Source organism: Actinomadura sp. NPDC048032 (assembly GCF_040653175.1).
GTDB lineage: Bacteria > Actinomycetota > Actinomycetes > Streptosporangiales > Streptosporangiaceae > Spirillospora > Spirillospora verrucosospora.
The window spans coordinates 1-15,705 of record NZ_JBEZJP010000161.1 but is presented as its reverse complement, the minus strand read 5'-3'; the positions used below and the strand labels follow the sequence as shown (position 1 = coordinate 15,705).

The window sequence follows — 15,705 nt, the reverse complement described above, 5'->3', positions numbered from 1 at the left end:
ACGACCCCGGTGGCCGCGGCCGCGATGGCCGGCGCGAGCGGGAACACCCGGACGCGGCCCGCGCGGCGGTGCGTCCCCGTTCGCGGCGCCGCCGCCGGGGAGGCGGCCATCCCGGCGGTTCCGGCGGCGATGAGGAGGGCCCCGAGGGCGACTCCGAGGGAGGGGGCGGCGGCCGCGGCGAGCAGCCCCGCCAGGAGCGGGCCGGTCACGAAGACCAGCTCCTCCGACACGGTGTCGAGGCTGTAGGCGCGCCGTAGGAGCGGTCCATCCGGCAGGAGGGCGCTCCACAGCGTCCGCATGACCACGCCGACGGGGGGCGCGGTGATGCCGGCGGCGACGGCCAGGGCCGTGAGGAGCGGAACGGGGGCGCCCGGCCGCGAGGTCAGCACGGCGAAGGCGGCGAGGACGAGGGCGTAGGCGGCGGCCATCGGGAGCATGGTGCGGCGCGGTCCGTGCCGGTCGATGAGCGCCGCGCGGACGGGTGAGACGGCGGAGGTGGTGAGGCCGAGCAGGGCCAGCAGGCCGCCTGCCTGGGCGTAGGAGCCGGTGGACGCCGTGAGCGCCAGCGTGAGGGACAGGAAGACGGTCCCGTAGGACAGGCGCGCCAGGAACGCGAACGCGAAGGTGCGGGAGGCGTGGGGCGTGCGCAGCACGGCCGCGTAGGACGAGGTCACGAAGCAGTTCCTAGGAGGGGGTTACGGGGGCGCCGGAAGCCGCCACCGCAGGAGCGGCGGCGGGGCGTTCACCCGTGAAGGAGGAACTGCATGGCCTGATCGTAACGCGCACCCGGGCGAAGCGAAATCCCGCCGGCCGCGCCGCGGCGGTGGAACGCGGTGATCAGTGCGTGACGAGGGGGCGCTTCGGCGGTGCGCCGAGCGCGCCGCGCGCTCCCGGACGCCTTCGGGTCACGCGCTCCATTCGCGGCGGCGGGCTTCGGCGAGGGCGATGGCGGTGGCGACGGCGACGTTGAGGGAGCCGACGCGTCCGATCTGGGGGATGTAGGTGACGGCGTCGGCGGCGCTGAGGAGGGCGGGGGAGCAGCCGTGGTCCTCGCTGCCGATGGCGAGGCACAGGTCTCCGTCGAGGGGCGCCTCGTGCAGGGGCACGGCGTCGGCCGTCAGCTCCACCGCGACGAGGCGGAGGCCCTCCTTGCGGACGGCGGCGGCGGCCTCGGCGGCGGTGCCGGCGTGCTCCCAGGACACGAGGCGCTCGGTGCCGAGGGCGGTCTTGGCGACGTTGCGGTGGGTGGGGGGCGTGGCGTTGCCGGCGAGCCAGAGGCGCTCGACGCCGAACACGGCGGCGCTGCGGATGATCGAGCCCATGTTGAACGGCTGGGTGACCGATTCGACGAGCAGGTCGACGCGGGCGCCGGTGCGGCGGCGCCAGTCGCGGTTGAGGCGCTTGACGTCGGTGGGGCGCAGCTGGCGGCGTCCCTGCGCGGGGTCGGGGGTGCTCATCGGGTGTGGCCTTCCGTGCGGGGTGCGACGCGCAGGACGCGGTAGGCGGACCGGGAGGCGATCCGCTCGGTGGGGAAGCCCTGGGCGGCGAGCCACTTCTGGAGGGAGTCGGAGCCGAGGTGCTTCTGGACGACGAGGTGGGCGAGGCCGCCGGGGGCGAGGCGGGGGAGCCAGGTGAGGAGGAGGTCGTGCAGGGCGGCCTTGCCGATGCGGATCGGGGGGTTGGACCAGATCGCCGCGAACCGCTGCTCGGGGTCGGCGTCGTCCGCCAGAGTGAACCTTACATTGTCAAGGCCGGCGGTTTGGGCATTGCTCTCCGCCATGGCCAATGCTCGCTGATTCACGTCCACTCCCAAAACACTCGCCTGAGGCGAGCGCTTGGCCATGGTGATGGCGATGGGGCCGTATCCGCAGCCGAGGTCGAGCAGGTCGCCGGCCGCCGGGGGCGGGGGGACGGTCTCCAGCAGCACGCGGGTGCCGGGGTCGATGCGGTCGGGGGAGAACATGCCGCTGTCGGTGTCGAGCCGCAGGTGCAGGTCCGGCAGGACGAGGTCGACGGTGCGGCGGCGGGCGGCGGCGCCCGGCCGCTCCGCGAAGTAGTGTTCCCCCACGTCGGCCGACCGTATCAGCGTTCGGGGGCCGCCCGTGCAGTGCGCGCGGTCAGGGGAGGCGGGAGAACCAGGCGAGCGACACGCCGCCGGCGGCGAAGGCGAACAGCAGCGCGATGCCGACGTAGCGGGCGGCGACGTCGCGGTGCTCGGTCCTGAAGCCGAGGGAGCTGCCGATGTTGGCGTACACCTCGCGGAGCTGGTCGGCGTCGGCGGCCTCGTAGGCCTTGCCCTCGGTGCTCTCCGCGAGGCTCTTGAGGGTCTCCTTGTTGACCGAGACGCTGGTGGTCTCGCCTTCGATGTCGACGGTGCCGTAGGGGGTGCCGAAGGCGATGGTGGAGACCGGGACGTGGGCGAGGCGGCTGGCGTCGACGGCCTCCTGCACCGACCGTCCGGTGGTGTTGTCGCCGTCGGACAGCAGGACGATGTGGGCGGGCGGCGGGTCCTGGCGGGCCTGGGCGTCGAAGGACCGGACGGCCTGCAGGGAGGTGAACACCGCCTCGCCGATGGCGGTGCGCTTGGCCAGGACGAGCTGGTCGAGGGAGGCGATGGCGGCGTCGCGGTCGGCGGTCGGGGCGGCGATGAGGTTGGCGTTGCCGGCGAAGGCGACGACGCCGACGTTGAAGCGTCGGGGCAGGTCGCCGATGAAGCGCTTGGCGGCGGCCTTGGCGGCGTCGAGGCGGCTGGGGGAGACGTCCCTGGCCATCATGGACAGCGACACGTCGACGGCGACCACGATGGTGGCGCGGTCGCGGGGGACCTTGACGGCGGTGGCGGGGCGCGCGAACCCGAACATCATGAAGGCGATCATGATGAGGAACAGGACGGCCGAGACGTGCCGGCGCCAGCCGGGGCGGCGGGGGGCGACCTGGGACAGCAGCGCGAGGTTGGTGAACCGGACGGCGTACTGGCGGCGGCGCAGTTGCAGGAGCAGGTAGGCGGCGGCCAGGAGCGGCAGGAGGCCGAGCAGCCAGAGGCGTTCGGGTGACAGGAAGGTCATGGGCGCACTCCCGCGGTGGTGACGGGCCGGCCTGCGGCGCGGCGCTGGCGGAGGGCGAAACGAGCGACGTCGGCGATCCAGTCGCGGTCGGTGCGCAGGACGAGGTGGTGGGCGCCGCAGCGGCGGAGGGCGGCGCGGGTGCGGTCGCGCTGGGCGGCGGCCGCGGCGGCGTAGCGTTCGCGGACGCGGCGGCTGAGGACGATCTCGTGGACGGTGCCGGTCTCGGGGTCGGTCATCTCGACGAGGCCGACGTCGGGCAGGTCGAGTTCGCGGGGGTCGATGATCTCGATGGCGAGGACCTGGTGGCGGGTGGTGAGGCGGCGCAGGGGGCGTTCCCAGGCGGGCTGGCCGTGGGGGCCGTCGGCGGTCTCGGCGCCGTCGGGGGCGAGGAAGTCGGAGATGACGACGCGCAGGCCGCGGCGGGTCTGGCCGCGGTCGAGGGCGGCGACGGCGGCGGCGAGGTCGCGGGGCGGGGCGGTGGCGCCGGTGCGCGGTCCGGTGCGGTCGTCGGCGGACTGGGCGTCGAGGGCGGTCTGGAGGAGGGCGTACAGGGCGGCCTTGCCGGTGCGGGCGGGCCAGCGGCGCATGCCGTCGTCGTGGAGGAGGTAGGCGCCGACGCGGTCGCCGAGGCGGACGGTGAGGAAGCCGACGGCGGCGAGGGCGGCGACGGCGAGGTCGCGTTTGATCATGGTGCTGGTGCCGAAGTCCATGCTGGGGGTGAGGTCGACCAGGGCCCAGGCTTCGAGTTCGTGGTCGGCGATGAGGTCGCGGACGTGGGGGGTGGTGGTGCGGGCGGTGACGGCCCAGTCCATGTGGCGGACGTCGTCCTCGCCGGGCTGGTAGAGGCGGGCTTCGGCGAGTTCGGTGCCGGGGCCGGGGAGCAGGCCGAGGTGTTCGCCGTTGAGGAGGCCGTCGAGGCGGCGGGTGACCTGGAGTTCGAGTCGGCGCAGGGTGCGTTCGGGGGCGAGGTGGGCAAGTTTGCCGCTGCGCCGGCGCCGGGGGGTCATGCGGTGGTCACCGCCGCCGCGCCGTGGTTCCAGACGACGCGGGGTGGGGGGACGGCGGCGAGGATCTGGTCGACGACGTCGGCGGTGTCGATGCCGTCGGCGAGGGCGTCGAAGGTGAGAACGATGCGGTGGGCCATGACGTCGCGGGCGACGGCGCGGACGTCGTCGGGCAGGACGTAGTCGCGGCCGGCCAGGAGGGCGAGGGCGCGGGCGGCGGAGGCGAGGCCGAGGGTGGCGCGGGGGCTGGCGCCGATGTCGATGACGCCGCGCAGGTCGGGGAGGCGGTACTGGTCGGGTTCGCGGGTGGCCATGACGAGCCGGACGATGTAGTCGGCGATGAGTTCGTGGACCGAGATCTCCTGGACGGCGCGCTGGAGGCCGGCGAGGCGGTCGGTGTCGAGGATCTGGGCGGCTTCGGGGGGGTCGACGCTCATGCGCTGGAGGATCTGGAGTTCCTCGTGGGCGGCGGGGTGGTGGACGTCGACCTTCATGAGGAAGCGGTCGCGTTGTGCTTCGGGGAGGGGGTAGACGCCTTCGGACTCGATGGGGTTCTGGGTGGCGAGGACGAGGAAGGGGCGGGGGAGGGGGTAGGTGTTGCCGCCGAGGGAGACCTGGCGTTCGGCCATGACCTCCAGGAGGGCCGACTGGACCTTGGCGGGGGCGCGGTTGATCTCGTCGGCGAGGACGAAGTTGACGAAGACGGGGCCGAGTTCGACGTCGAACTGCTCGGTGGAGGGGTGGTAGATGCGGGTGCCGACGATGTCGGAGGGGACGAGGTCGGGGGTGAACTGGAGGCGGGCGAAGGTGCCGCCGACGACGCGGGCGAGGGTGCCGACGGCGAGGGTCTTGGCGACGCCGGGGACGCCTTCCAGGAGGCAGTGGCCGCGGGCGAGGAGCGCGACGATCATGCGTTCGACCATGTGTTCCTGGCCGACGATGACCTTCTTGACTTCGGCGAGGGTGTACTGCAGGAGGACTGCGGCCTCGTCGACGTCGGTGGCGGCGATGGTCATGTGGGTGTCCCTCACTTGTCCGTCGTGTGCCCTGTCCTCGTGCGTCGGGATGGGGTGCCTTACGACCCTACGCGATCACTTGTACCCGTTGGCGGGGGATACGTGCGTGCGGGGGATGATCGGTTCGGGGGTGCGGGCGGGGGGTGTTCCGGGGCCGATCGTAGGGCGTGGTTGTTAGTGTTGCGGCCATGTCGAGGCCGTTGCCGCCGGGTGATCCCGCTCAGTTGGGGCCGTTCCGTCTGTCGGCGCGTCTGTCGGAGTCCGCGGCCGGGATCGTGTTCCTGGGGGTGGACGGCGAGGGGCGCCGGGCGAGTGTGGCGGTGCTGAACCGGGGTGCGGCGGGTGATGCGGCGGCGCGGGACCGGTTCCGTGCGGCGATCAACGCGGCGGTGCCGGGTCCGGGGCGGGGTCCGGGGGGCGCTGGTCCGGGTGAGGGTGCGCCGGTGGTGGCGGCGCAGCCGGACGGGCCGGCGCCGTGGGTGGCGACGTCGTATGAGGCGGATCGTGTGGGGGCGGAGCGGTTCTTGGAGCCGGTGGCGTTCCAGGGGTCGGCGCGCGGGTGGTGGGGCGGGCGTCGGCGTGGTCCGCAGTTCCAGCCGTATTGGCTGGGGCAGGGTGAGCCGGCGTTGGAGGGGCCTCGGCCGGTGCCGGGCGGGGGTCCGGTTCCGGTGGGGGAGCGGGGGCCGGAGCGGAGTCTGGTGGCGGCCGTGGTGGGTTTGGCGGCGGCGTTGCTGGTGCTGGCGTTGTTGATGGGTGTGTTGTTCGCGTGTCAGCCGGTGGCGAAGGAGCCGCCGCCTCCGCCGCCGGAGCCGACGCCGTCGATTCGGGCGCCGGAGCGGTCTCCGGTGCCGACGACGCCGGCTCCGTCGCCGTCGGTGCCGCCGAGTTCGCCGGGTCCGTCGTCGCCTGCGCCTTCGCCGTCGTCGGGTTCGGGTGGTGGGGACGGCGCTCCCCTGTAGCGGGTTTGGGGCGGTCTGCTCGCCTGTGCGCAGAAGGTCGCCCATGCGGGGAATAGGGCGTTGCGTGGTGGTGCGGCGGGCGGACAGCATGGGGGGATGCTGGAGAGTCTGCTCGCGTTCGCGGGCGCGGCGGTTCTGATCGCGTTGGTGCCGGGGCCGAGCACGGTCGTGATCATGCGGCAGTCGCTGCGGTCGGGGCGGCGCGCGGGGCTGTGGGCGGTGCTGGGCAACGAGACGGGCGTGCTGCTGTGGGGGGTGGCGGCGGCGGTGGGGCTGTCGGCGCTGCTGGCGGCGTCGCGACTGGCGTATGAGGGGTTGCGGGTCGCCGGTGCGGTGGTGCTGGTGTGGTTCGGGGTGCGGGCGCTGTGGGGTGCGCGCCGCGGCGGTCCGGCCGCGGCGGCCGCGGGGGAGGATCTGCGCGATGAGCGGGGCGGTGGCGGTGCGGGGGCCGGGGCTTCGGGGTGGCGGTCCTACCGGCTGGGGCTGGTGACGAACTTCGCGAATCCGAAGGCGGGAGTGTTCGCGGTGTCGTTCCTGCCGCAGTTCGTGCCGGAGGGGTGGCCGGTCGCGGCGGTGCTGGTGGGGTTCTCGGTGCTGTGGGCGCTGATCGACCTGGTCTGGTACACGGCGGTGGTGTGGCTGGTGGGGTCGGCGCGGCGGGTGCTGGGGCGTCCGGTGGTGCGGCGGCGGCTGGACCAGGTGTCGGGTGTGGTGCTGGTGGGGCTGGGCGTGCGGTTGGCGGCCGAGGCGCGCTGAGGGGCCTGCCGGTGCCGTCGCGGCGGTGCCTCGGTGAGTGCCGGGCGGTTGCTCTGGCGGGGGCGGCCGATTTGGCACTTTCTCATGATCACTTTTGGGGGCGGGCGTCGTAGCCTGGGGCGGTGACCTCACTGGATGGCCTCGCCGACCGCTATGTGGACGAGTTCGCCGCGCTGGACCCGTGCCTGGCGGCGATGATGGGGATCGCCGGGCAGGACGACCGGCTGACCGACTACGGGCCGGACGGGGTGGAGGCGCGTGCGGAGCTGACGCGGCGGACGCTGGCGGAGCTGGGCCGCGTGCCGGTGCGGGGCGAGGCGGAGCGGATCGCGGCGGCGGTGCTGCGGGAGCGGCTGGAGATCGAGGCGGCGCTGGACGAGGCGGGGGTGCGGGAGCAGTTCCTGGACACCACCGACGGGCCCGTCCAGCGGCTGCGGATGGCGCTGGAGCTGCTGGACCAGGGGGCGGACACCGACTGGGAGGCCGTCCGTGCGCGGATGGCGGCGCTGCCGGGGGCCTTGGCCGGGCTGCGGGCGTCGTTGGTGCGGGCGTGCGGGCGGGGCCGGGTGGCGGCGCGGCGGCAGGTGCTGCGCAGTGCCAGCGAGTGCGTGGGCACTCCGGCGTATCTGGCGGGTCTGGCGGCGCGGTACGGGGACGGGCCGCTGCGGGGGGCTTTGGAGGAGGCGTCGGCGGGGGCGTCGGCGGCGCTGGGGGAGTTCGCGTCGTTCCTGTCGGGGGAGCTGGCGGCGCGGGCGCCGGAGCGGGACGCGCTGGGCGCCGACCGGTACCGGCTGGGGGTGCGCGACTTTCTCGGGACGGACCTGGATCTGGCGGAGACGTACGCGTGGGGCTGGGAGGAGCTGGCGCGGGTCGAGTCGGAGATGGCGGGGGCGGCGCGGGAGATCCTGCCGGGTGAGCCGCTGCCGGCGGTGATGGCGGCGCTGGACGCCGATCCGGCGCACCGGGTGGGGGGCGCGGATGCGTTCCGGGGGTGGATCCAGGAGCTGGCCGACCGGGCGATCGCCGATCTGGACGGGGTGCACTTCGACATTCCGGGGCCGCTGCGGCGGATCGAGTGCCGGATCCCGCCGGTGGAGGCGGGGGTCTACTACCTGGCGCCGGCGGAGGACCTGTCGCGTCCGGGGACGGTGTGGTGGACGGTGCGGGACCCGTCGGCCGACATCGTGACCTGGACGGTGCCGACGACGATGTTCCACGAGGGGGTGCCGGGTCACCATCTGCAGCTGGGGGTGACGACGCTGAACCGGGGGCTGAACCGGTTCCAGCGGGTGTCGAGCGAGCTGCATCCGGGGCACTGCGAGGGGTGGGGGCTGTACGCGGAGCGGCTGATGGACGAGCTGGGCCACTATCGGGATCCCGCTCACCGGCTGGGGATGCTGGCGGGCGGGCAGCGGTTCCGGGCGGCGCGGGTGGTGCTGGACATCGGGTTGCATCTGGAGCTGCCGATTCCGGCGGGTGCGGGGTTCCACGAGGGGGAGCGGTGGACGCCGGAGCTGGGTTTCGAGTTCCTGCGGGGGCGCATGGGGCCCGATCCCGATGCGGCGGTGGCGTTCGAGATCGACCGGTATCTGGGGCGTCCGGGGCAGGCGATCGCCTACAAGCTGGGGGAGAAGGTCTGGCTGGAGGCGCGGGAGGCGGCGCGGCGCCGGGAGGGCGCGGGCTTCGATCTAAAGGCGTTCCATCGGCGGGCGCTGGATCTGGGGCCGATGGGCCTGGACCGGCTGCGCGCTGAGCTGGCGCGGTCGTGACGGGCGGTGCGGCGCGGGGCCCGGAGACTGAGGCGGGCCTGGCGGCGAGTCTGGGCCCGGGGAGGACCGGGCTGGCACGTCGGATCAGGGCGGGCTCGTGACGGGTCGGCGCGCGAGATCAGACAGGGTCAGACGGGTTCGGAGGGGTTGAGGCGGGCTCGGGTGTGGCTCTCCAAGGCTTCGACGCCGGTTTCGCGGAGCCAGCGCCTCTGGTTGGGGCGCTGCCAGTCGGACCGGGAGGTGTCGGCCGTGCTCAGGACGCCCGCGCCGGCCGCGTCGCGTGCGCCGGCCGCGTCGCCGGCCACGGAGTCGGTGATGTCGTCGGATCTGCCGATGTGGCAGGCGCGCTCGTCACCGGGTTCGACGATGGTCTTGTGGTAGCGGGGCGGCCACCGCAGCAGCAGGCGGCGGCCGCACGTGGGACAGGCCCATTCCTCCAGCCCGGTTTCCCCGGTCCGGACGCGGCGCAGCTCGTGGGTCCGGTACAACTTGCCTCTCCTCGCCGGTCGGCTGAGTTCCGGCCAATGTTCGTGCGTTAGTGATTTCCCGCGCCCAGCAGGTTAAACGACACGGCAAGCGTCTTTAAGGTCGATGATGAGCCACACTCGGCACGTCCATAATCCGGATCTGTCGCCGGTGACGGCGGCCCGGCCGGACCGCACCACCGCATCGGGGCACCGGGGCCACCGGATCGGGGCGCCGCGTCAGGTGAGGGCGCGGCGCACGGCCTCGCCGATCCGCGCGACGGCCTCGGCGGGGCGGCGCGCGAACGTCCCCCACCCGAGGAAGCCGTGGTCCAGGCCCGTTCCGGGGACGAGCACCACGGGCACCCCGGCCTCCCGCAGCCGCGCCGCGTGCGCCTCGGCCTGCGGGCGCAGCCGGTCGTGCTCGGCGGTCGCGATCATCGCCGGGGGCAGGCCCGACGGGTCGGGGTCCAGCAGCGGCGACACGCGCGGATCGGTGCGGTCGGCGCCGCGCAGGTAGGCGTCCAGGGCGCGGCCGATGCCCGAGGGCGGGAACCGCAGCCCGTCGGGGTCGGGCAGCGGCGGCGGGACCTCGCGCAGGTCCAGCGCCGGGTACAGCAGAACCTGCAGCGCGGGCCGGGCCGGGCCAGCGGCGCGCAGCAGGCCGGCGGCCGCGGCGGCGAGCTGGCCGCCCGCGCTGTCCCCGGCCACTCCGATCCGGGCGGGGTCCAGGCCGAGGCGGTTCGCGTCGGCGGCGACCCCGGTGACGGCGGCGACGGCGTCGTCCAGCGCGGCCGGGAACGGGTCCTCGGGCGGGCGCCGGTACCCGGCCGACACCCACGCGACGCCGCTGGCCGCCGCCAGTGCCCGCACGACGGGGTCGTAGGACTCGACGTCGCCGAGAACCCACCCGCCGCCGTGGAAGTACACCAGCGCCGGCGCCGGGCCGTCCCACGCGGGCCGGTAGAGCCGGGCGGGGATCGGGCCCGCGGGTCCGGGCAGCGTCAGGTCGGCCATGGTGTCGACGGGCGGGCGCGGGGAGCGGGCGAGGTCGGCGGCGTGCTCGCGGCGTGCGTCGCCGACCGTGCGGCCCGTCCCGCCGGGTGTGGCGAGGCGGGCCCGCAGGAACGCCAGGTACTCCGGATCGCGGCCCATCAGCCCTCCTCGGCACCGAGCCTACGACCCGCGGGGAGACCCGCAGGGCCTGCGCCGCACGCCGCGGCGGGCGGGCGATCGGATGGGTCGGGACAGCTCAGAAGGGTCGGGGAAGGTCAGAAGGGGTAAGTGGCGATCTCGCCGCGGACCGTGACCCACTGCGTCTCGGTGAACGCCTCGATGTTGGCGTCCGGGCCGCCGAACCGCGAGCCGTTGCCCGAGGCCCCCACCCCGCCGAACGGCACGACCGGCTCGTCGTTGACCGTCTGGTCGTTGATGTGGACGAGCCCCGCAGGGATCGCGTCGGCGATCTTCATGGCCTGCCCGACGTCGCCGAGGATGCCCAGCGACAGCCCGTACTCGGTGGCCGACGCCAGCTCCACCGCCTCCTGCGGCGTGGAGAACGGCACCACCGGCGCGACCGGGCCGAACACCTCCTGCGCGTAGGCGGGCATGTCGGGCGTCACCTCGTCCAGGACGGTCGGGCGGTAGAACAGGCCCTCGTGGGTGCCGCCCGCCGCGAGCCGCGCCCCGGCGGCGACCGTCGCCCTGACCAGTTCGTCGACGTGGGCGAGCTGCCCGGCGTCGATGATGGGGCCGAGCGCGACGGGCCCGGCCGCCGGGTCGCCGACCGGGAGCTTGTCGGCCTTGTCGGCCAGCGCCGCCACGTACTCGGCGTGCAGGCTCTCGTGCACCAGGTGCCGCCCGGAGGTCATGCAGATCTGCCCCTGGTGCAGGAACGCGCCCCACGCGCCCGCCGACACCGCGTCGGCGACCCGCGCGCCCGGCAGCACGATCAAAGCGTTGTTGCCGCCGAGTTCCAGGTGGGCGCGCTTGAGGAGCCGCCCGCACACCTCGCCGATCCTGCGTCCGGCGGCGGTGGAGCCGGTGAAGGACACCACCCGCACCTCCGGCGCCTCCACCACCGCCTCGCCGGCCTCGCGCCCGCCCGGCAGCAGGTGCAGCAGCCCCTCCGGCAGCCCCGCCTCCTGGAAGATCCGCGCGATGCTGACCCCGCCGCACACCGCGGTGCGCGGGTCCGGCTTGAGAAGCACGGCGTTGCCGAGCGCCAGCGCGGGCGCCACCGACCGCATCGCCAGGATCAGCGGGAAGTTGAACGGGGAGATCACGCTCACCACCCCGGCGGGCCGGCGCCGCGCCAGGCTCCACCGCGGCTGCGCCGACGGCAGCACCAGCCCCTGCGGGTGCGAGGCCAGCGCCGCCGACTCGTAGCACAGGCTCGCGGCGAAGTGCGTCTCCAGCTCCGCCTTCGGCGGGATCGACCCGGCCTCCCGCACGATCCAGTCGCCGATCTCGGCGGCGTGCTCCTCGAACAGCCGGCCCGCCGCACGCAGCACCGCGGCGCGCTCCTCGTAGGTGCGGGCCGCCCAGTCGCGCTGCGCGGCCGCAGCGGCCCGCGCCGCGCGGGCCGCGTCCGCCGCGCGGGCCTCGCCCAGGGTGCCGAGCGTCCCGCCGGTCGCGGGCTCGGTCACCTCGAACACGCCGCCGTCCCCGGCCGCCGCCCAGCCGCCGTCGAAGATCTTCCCGGTCCACGCACCAGGGTCGAGCAACGTCATCGTTCCTCCTCGCAAAAGGGGCCCGCACAGAAACTCCCACCCTCGCCAGGCGCGGCGCACGCCAGACATCATCGTTCCGCTCAGTGGAAACCCGCCGGGCGGAAAACCCGTTGCGGCGCCTCCCCGCGCAGGGCAGTCTGATCGCACGGCACCCGCACGGGCCCTGCGAGGACGGGCCCCGGCGTTGGAAGGGAGGGACGGGACATGACCCGATGTCGCCGCGCACGCACCGCGCCCCGGCCCCGTCCCGCCGGCCGGACGTCCCGCTGACCCCGGCGTCCCCGTCCGCTCCTCGTGAGGGGGCGGCTCCGTATCTCTTCTCTCCGTATCCCCTTCTCCGGTCCGCGAGGGCCGGCCCCCTGTGACGCCGTGGCCGAGTGGTTCAGGCGGCGGTCCGCAAAACCGTCTCACGTGGGTTCGAATCCCACCGGCGTCTCCCGTCCCGCCCCCGCTGTCACCCTGGGGGCGGGACCTCGACTCCCCGTAGCTCAGCGGACAGAGCGCCGGCCTCCGAAGCCGGAAGCCGCAGGTTCGATTCCTGCCGGGGAGACGCGGCCGCTCCGCGCCGCACGCCGGGGGCGAGCGGCCCGGCCGCGCGCAGGTCAGCGGCCCCCGAGCGCTTCCGCCCCGAGCGCCGGGCCCGGCGCGGGCGGCCACACGAACGCGTGGGCGTACCAGGCGCCCGCGTCGCCGCGCACGGGCCGCCTGCCGTAGGTGACGGCGATCGCGGCGACGTTGCGGCCGCGCTCGGTTTCCCCGCCGACCTCTCCGCCGGGCGCGTCACCGGGGGCGTCGCCGGGTCGCAGGATCTCGCCCAGCAGCAGCCGGACCGGCTCGTGCAGCTCCAGCCGCAGCACCAGCGACCCGCTCCGGCTCGCCCCCGCCCGCGCCACCGCGTCCTGGATCAGCGGCGCCAGCCGGTCGGTCAGGCTCGCCGACGCCGGGCCGAGCCCCCACACGCGCAGGGCGCCCTGCACGATCCCGCGGACGCCGGCCACCGCGGCCCGCCCGCTCGGCAGCGGCCACCGGCCGCTGTGCAGGGCCGGTCGCGGAGTGTCCTGGGTGGGAACGACGGTCATGTGCCCCTCCGATCACGAACGAGCTGCGGGCTTTGAGCCCCCCGGGCCGGCCGCGCCGGCCCGAACGCAATCGTCACCTCGCCGGGTTCGTGCCCCGCCCGCCCCCGCTCATGCGCCCCCTCCCGCCGATCGCCGCCCCGCTCGACCGGGCCGCCCGACCCGAGGGGGCGGGGCGGTCAGGAACGGGCGGGCAGGGCGCCGGCGATGCAGTCCAGGACGCGTTCCAGCCCGTACCGGAACTGCTCGTCGCCGGACATGTGGGGCAGCTGCGCGTCCTTCACGATCCGCTCGAACATCGGGTACCTGCCGGTGTCGAGCAGCTCGCGGACGTAGGGGGCGCTCTGCATCATCCAGCGCTCGGGCGTCATCCCGCTCTGGCGCATCTCGCGCATCCACTCGATCTCGCCGCGCACCGTGCGCTCGACGTAGCCGTTCAGCATGTCCAGCAGGATGAGGATGTCGTCGATCGGGATCCCGACGTCCAGGGCGCCGGAGGCGAACTCCAGCAGCCGCAGCCGGTTGGGGCCGAACGTGGCGCGCGGCCGGTGCAGGCCCACCAGCCAGGCGTGGCCGCTCCACACCGCGCGGGTGTTCTCGGCGATCAGCGTCAGGTCGGCGCGCCAGTCGCCGCTCGGCCGCTCGGGGATGTCCATCTCCAGCAGGACGTGGTCGACCATCAGGTCGATCAGGTCGTCGCGGGAGGGCACGTAGCGGTACAGCGACATCGCGCCGGTGCCCAGGTCGGCGGCGATGCGGCGCATCGAGGCCGCCTCCAGTCCCTCGGCGTCGGCGATGCGGATCGCCGCCTCGGTGATCTGGGCGCGGCTGTAGGCGGGGCGCGGCCCCCGGCCCTGCCGCTCGGGGACCGACCAGATGCTGACGTGCTGCTCGCCGCCTGTCAACGGACCTCCTCGTGACTCTCCCGAGCATCCTAGTTGCGTACGTCGTACTCAGTTGTCTACCGTAGCTGCGTACAACGTACCCAGAGGAGGGGTTGTGACCGACGAACCGATCGTGTTCGCCGAGGGGCTGCGCAAGCGCTTCGGCGACACCCAGGCCCTGGACGGCCTCGACCTGGCCGTCCCCGCCGGCACGGTCTGCGGGGTCCTCGGCCCCAACGGCGCGGGCAAGACCACCGCCGTGCGGATCCTGGCCACGCTCGCCGACGCCGACGCCGGGCACGCCCGCATCGCCGGCCACGACGTCGCCCGGGACCCCGACCGGGTCCGCGCCCGCATCGGCCTGGCCGGCCAGTACGCCGCCGTCGACGAGAAGCTCACCGGACGCGGCAACCTGCGCATGTTCGGCCGCCTCTACCACCTGCCCCGCCGCGAGGCCCGCCGCCGCGCGGACGAGCTGCTGGAGCGGTTCGGGCTCGCCGACGCCGCCGACCGGCAGGTCGCCGGCTACTCCGGCGGGATGCGCCGCCGCCTCGACCTGGTCACCAGCCTGATCCTGCGGCCCCAGGTGCTGTTCCTGGACGAGCCCACCACCGGCCTGGACCCCCGCAGCCGCGGCGAGATCTGGGACGCCGTCCGCGGCCTGGTCGCCGAGGGCACCACCGTCCTGCTCACCACCCAGTACCTGGACGAGGCCGACCGGCTCGCCGACGACATCGCCGTCGTCGACCACGGCCGCGTCATCGCCACCGGCGCCCCCGACCGCCTCAAGGCCTCCGTCGGCGACCGCCTCGACGTCGTCCTGGACGACCCCGCCGCCGCCGGCCGCGCCGCCGCGCTCCTGCGCACCCTCACCGGCAGCCACCCCGCCCTGGAAGGCGAACGCCTCTCGGTGCCGCTCACCGCCGGCTCGGTGCGCCTGGCCGACGTCGTCCGCGAACTCGACCGCGCCGGCATCACCGTCGGCGACGTCGGGCTGCGCCGCCCCACCCTCGACGAGGTGTTCCTGCGCCTCACCGGCAGCACCCCTGAGACCGACACCTCTGAGACCGACACCCCTGAGACCGACACCTCCGAGACGGGCGCCGTCCGCACCGCCGAGCCCGCCGAGCGCAGCCAGGAGACCGTCCGATGACCGCCCTCACCGCCCCCGACTCCCGCGCCGGACGCCTGCGCTGGGCCCTCGCCGACGGCCTCACCCTCATCGGCCGCGAACTCGGCCGCATCCGCCAGGAACCCGGCGAGCTCATCGCCGCCCTGATCTTCCCCGCGGTCATGGTCGTGCTGTTCGGGTACGTGTTCGGCAGCGCCATCTCCGTCCCCGGCGGGGGAAACTACCGCGAGTACCTGATGCCCGGCCTGTTCGCCATGGTCACCTTCACCTCCACCATGGCCGTCACCATGCGCGTCGCCACCGACGCCTCCCGCGGCGTCATGGACCGGTTCCGCTCCATGCCCATGGCCCGCTCCGCCGTCCCGTTCGGGCAGACCGGCGCCGAGATCCTCAACGGCGTCCTCGCCATGGTCATCATGGCCGCCGCCGGCCTGGTCGTCGGATGGCGCGCCCACGACGGCCTATGGCAGACCGCCGAGGCCTTCCTGCTGCTGGCGCTGATGCGGTACGCGCTCAGCTGGGCCGGCTGCTACCTCGGCCTGGTGGTGAAGAACGAGCAGACCGCCGACCAGCTCATCCCCCTGGTCTTCCCGGTCACCATGCTGTCCAACTCCTTCGTCCCCACCGCAGGCATGCCGAAGGTCCTGCAGGTCATCGCCGAATGGAACCCCGTCAGCGCCCTCACCGCCGCCTGCCGCGAACTGTTCGGCAACCCCGGCGCGCCCGCCGGCGACCTGGCCTGGCCCCTCGCCCATCCCGTCCCCGCCACGATCGGCTGGGCGCTGCTCCTGCTCGCGGTGTTCGCGCCGCCGCCCCGAGCGGAGCCCTCCTCCGGCCGCACCGCCGCC

Annotated in this window: 15 protein-coding genes and 2 tRNA genes; 6 read left to right on the top strand and 11 right to left on the bottom strand. The window is 74.7% G+C overall.

Annotation, left to right across the window (positions count from 1 at the left end; genetic code table 11):
• From AB0C69_RS21500 to AB0C69_RS21475, 6 genes are all read right to left on the bottom strand, one after another.
• Positions 1-674, bottom strand: a 674-nt coding sequence (locus tag AB0C69_RS21500) for an MFS transporter (RefSeq protein WP_360356103.1), incomplete at its 3' end; no start/stop codon positions are given.
• Between the two features lie 231 nt (positions 675-905).
• Positions 906-1,457, bottom strand: a complete 552-nt coding sequence (locus AB0C69_RS21495) for a TrmH family RNA methyltransferase (protein ID WP_360356100.1) — start codon at positions 1,455-1,457, stop codon at positions 906-908.
• Positions 1,454-2,068, bottom strand: coding sequence for a methyltransferase (locus AB0C69_RS21490; RefSeq protein WP_360356097.1), 615 nt, complete (start codon positions 2,066-2,068; stop codon positions 1,454-1,456). Before AB0C69_RS21490 ends, AB0C69_RS21495 begins: the two co-directional genes overlap by 4 nt.
• A gap of 49 nt (positions 2,069-2,117) precedes the next feature.
• Positions 2,118-3,065, bottom strand: coding sequence for a VWA domain-containing protein (locus tag AB0C69_RS21485; RefSeq protein ID WP_345187030.1), 948 nt, complete (start codon positions 3,063-3,065; stop codon positions 2,118-2,120).
• Positions 3,062-4,072, bottom strand: coding sequence for a DUF58 domain-containing protein (locus AB0C69_RS21480; RefSeq protein ID WP_360356094.1), 1,011 nt, complete (start codon positions 4,070-4,072; stop codon positions 3,062-3,064). Before AB0C69_RS21480 ends, AB0C69_RS21485 begins: the two co-directional genes overlap by 4 nt.
• On the bottom strand, positions 4,069-5,085 hold the full coding sequence (locus tag AB0C69_RS21475) for an AAA family ATPase (protein ID WP_345187026.1): 1,017 nt from the start codon (positions 5,083-5,085) through the stop codon (positions 4,069-4,071). The genes AB0C69_RS21480 and AB0C69_RS21475 overlap by 4 nt, the downstream gene beginning before the upstream one ends.
• Before the next feature lie 1,055 nt (positions 5,086-6,140).
• Here AB0C69_RS21475 and AB0C69_RS21470 point away from each other — a divergent pair.
• Positions 6,141-6,800, top strand: a complete 660-nt coding sequence (locus tag AB0C69_RS21470) for a LysE family translocator (protein WP_360356091.1) — start codon at positions 6,141-6,143, stop codon at positions 6,798-6,800.
• A gap of 122 nt (positions 6,801-6,922) precedes the next feature.
• Complete coding sequence (locus tag AB0C69_RS21465) at positions 6,923-8,569, top strand: DUF885 domain-containing protein (protein WP_360356089.1); 1,647 nt, start codon at positions 6,923-6,925, stop codon at positions 8,567-8,569.
• A 128-nt stretch (positions 8,570-8,697) separates the two neighbouring features.
• On the opposite strand, the gene AB0C69_RS21460 is transcribed toward AB0C69_RS21465, so the two are convergent.
• The 3 genes from AB0C69_RS21460 to AB0C69_RS21450 form a co-directional block, all read right to left on the bottom strand.
• Positions 8,698-9,057, bottom strand: a complete 360-nt coding sequence (locus tag AB0C69_RS21460; RefSeq protein WP_360356086.1) for a hypothetical protein — start codon at positions 9,055-9,057, stop codon at positions 8,698-8,700.
• 216 nt (positions 9,058-9,273) lie between these two features.
• Complete coding sequence (locus tag AB0C69_RS21455; RefSeq protein ID WP_360356083.1) at positions 9,274-10,188, bottom strand: alpha/beta hydrolase; 915 nt, start codon at positions 10,186-10,188, stop codon at positions 9,274-9,276.
• Positions 10,189-10,304: 116 nt separating this feature from the next.
• A complete protein-coding gene (locus AB0C69_RS21450; protein ID WP_360356081.1) occupies positions 10,305-11,765 on the bottom strand; it encodes a benzaldehyde dehydrogenase in 1,461 nt (486 codons plus the stop codon).
• Positions 11,766-12,128: 363 nt separating this feature from the next.
• Here AB0C69_RS21450 and AB0C69_RS21445 point away from each other — a divergent pair.
• Positions 12,129-12,201 (top strand) — tRNA-Cys (locus AB0C69_RS21445).
• A gap of 41 nt (positions 12,202-12,242) precedes the next feature.
• Positions 12,243-12,315 (top strand) — tRNA-Arg (locus tag AB0C69_RS21440).
• Positions 12,316-12,367: 52 nt separating this feature from the next.
• On the opposite strand, the gene AB0C69_RS21435 is transcribed toward AB0C69_RS21440, so the two are convergent.
• The gene (locus tag AB0C69_RS21435) at positions 12,368-12,844 is read right to left on the bottom strand and encodes a hypothetical protein (protein ID WP_360356078.1); all 477 of its coding nucleotides are present in this window, start codon (positions 12,842-12,844) and stop codon (positions 12,368-12,370) included.
• Between the two features lie 176 nt (positions 12,845-13,020).
• Positions 13,021-13,746, bottom strand: coding sequence for a TetR/AcrR family transcriptional regulator (locus tag AB0C69_RS21430; protein ID WP_360356075.1), 726 nt, complete (start codon positions 13,744-13,746; stop codon positions 13,021-13,023).
• 94 nt (positions 13,747-13,840) lie between these two features.
• Between AB0C69_RS21430 and AB0C69_RS21425 the strand changes: the two genes are divergently transcribed.
• Together AB0C69_RS21425 and AB0C69_RS21420 are read left to right on the top strand one after the other, a co-directional pair.
• The gene (locus AB0C69_RS21425; RefSeq protein ID WP_360356073.1) at positions 13,841-14,878 is read left to right on the top strand and encodes an ATP-binding cassette domain-containing protein; all 1,038 of its coding nucleotides are present in this window, start codon (positions 13,841-13,843) and stop codon (positions 14,876-14,878) included.
• Positions 14,875-15,705 (top strand): ABC transporter permease (locus tag AB0C69_RS21420; RefSeq protein ID WP_360356070.1); only part of this gene is annotated, 831 nt, incomplete at its 3' end. The genes AB0C69_RS21425 and AB0C69_RS21420, both read left to right, overlap by 4 nt.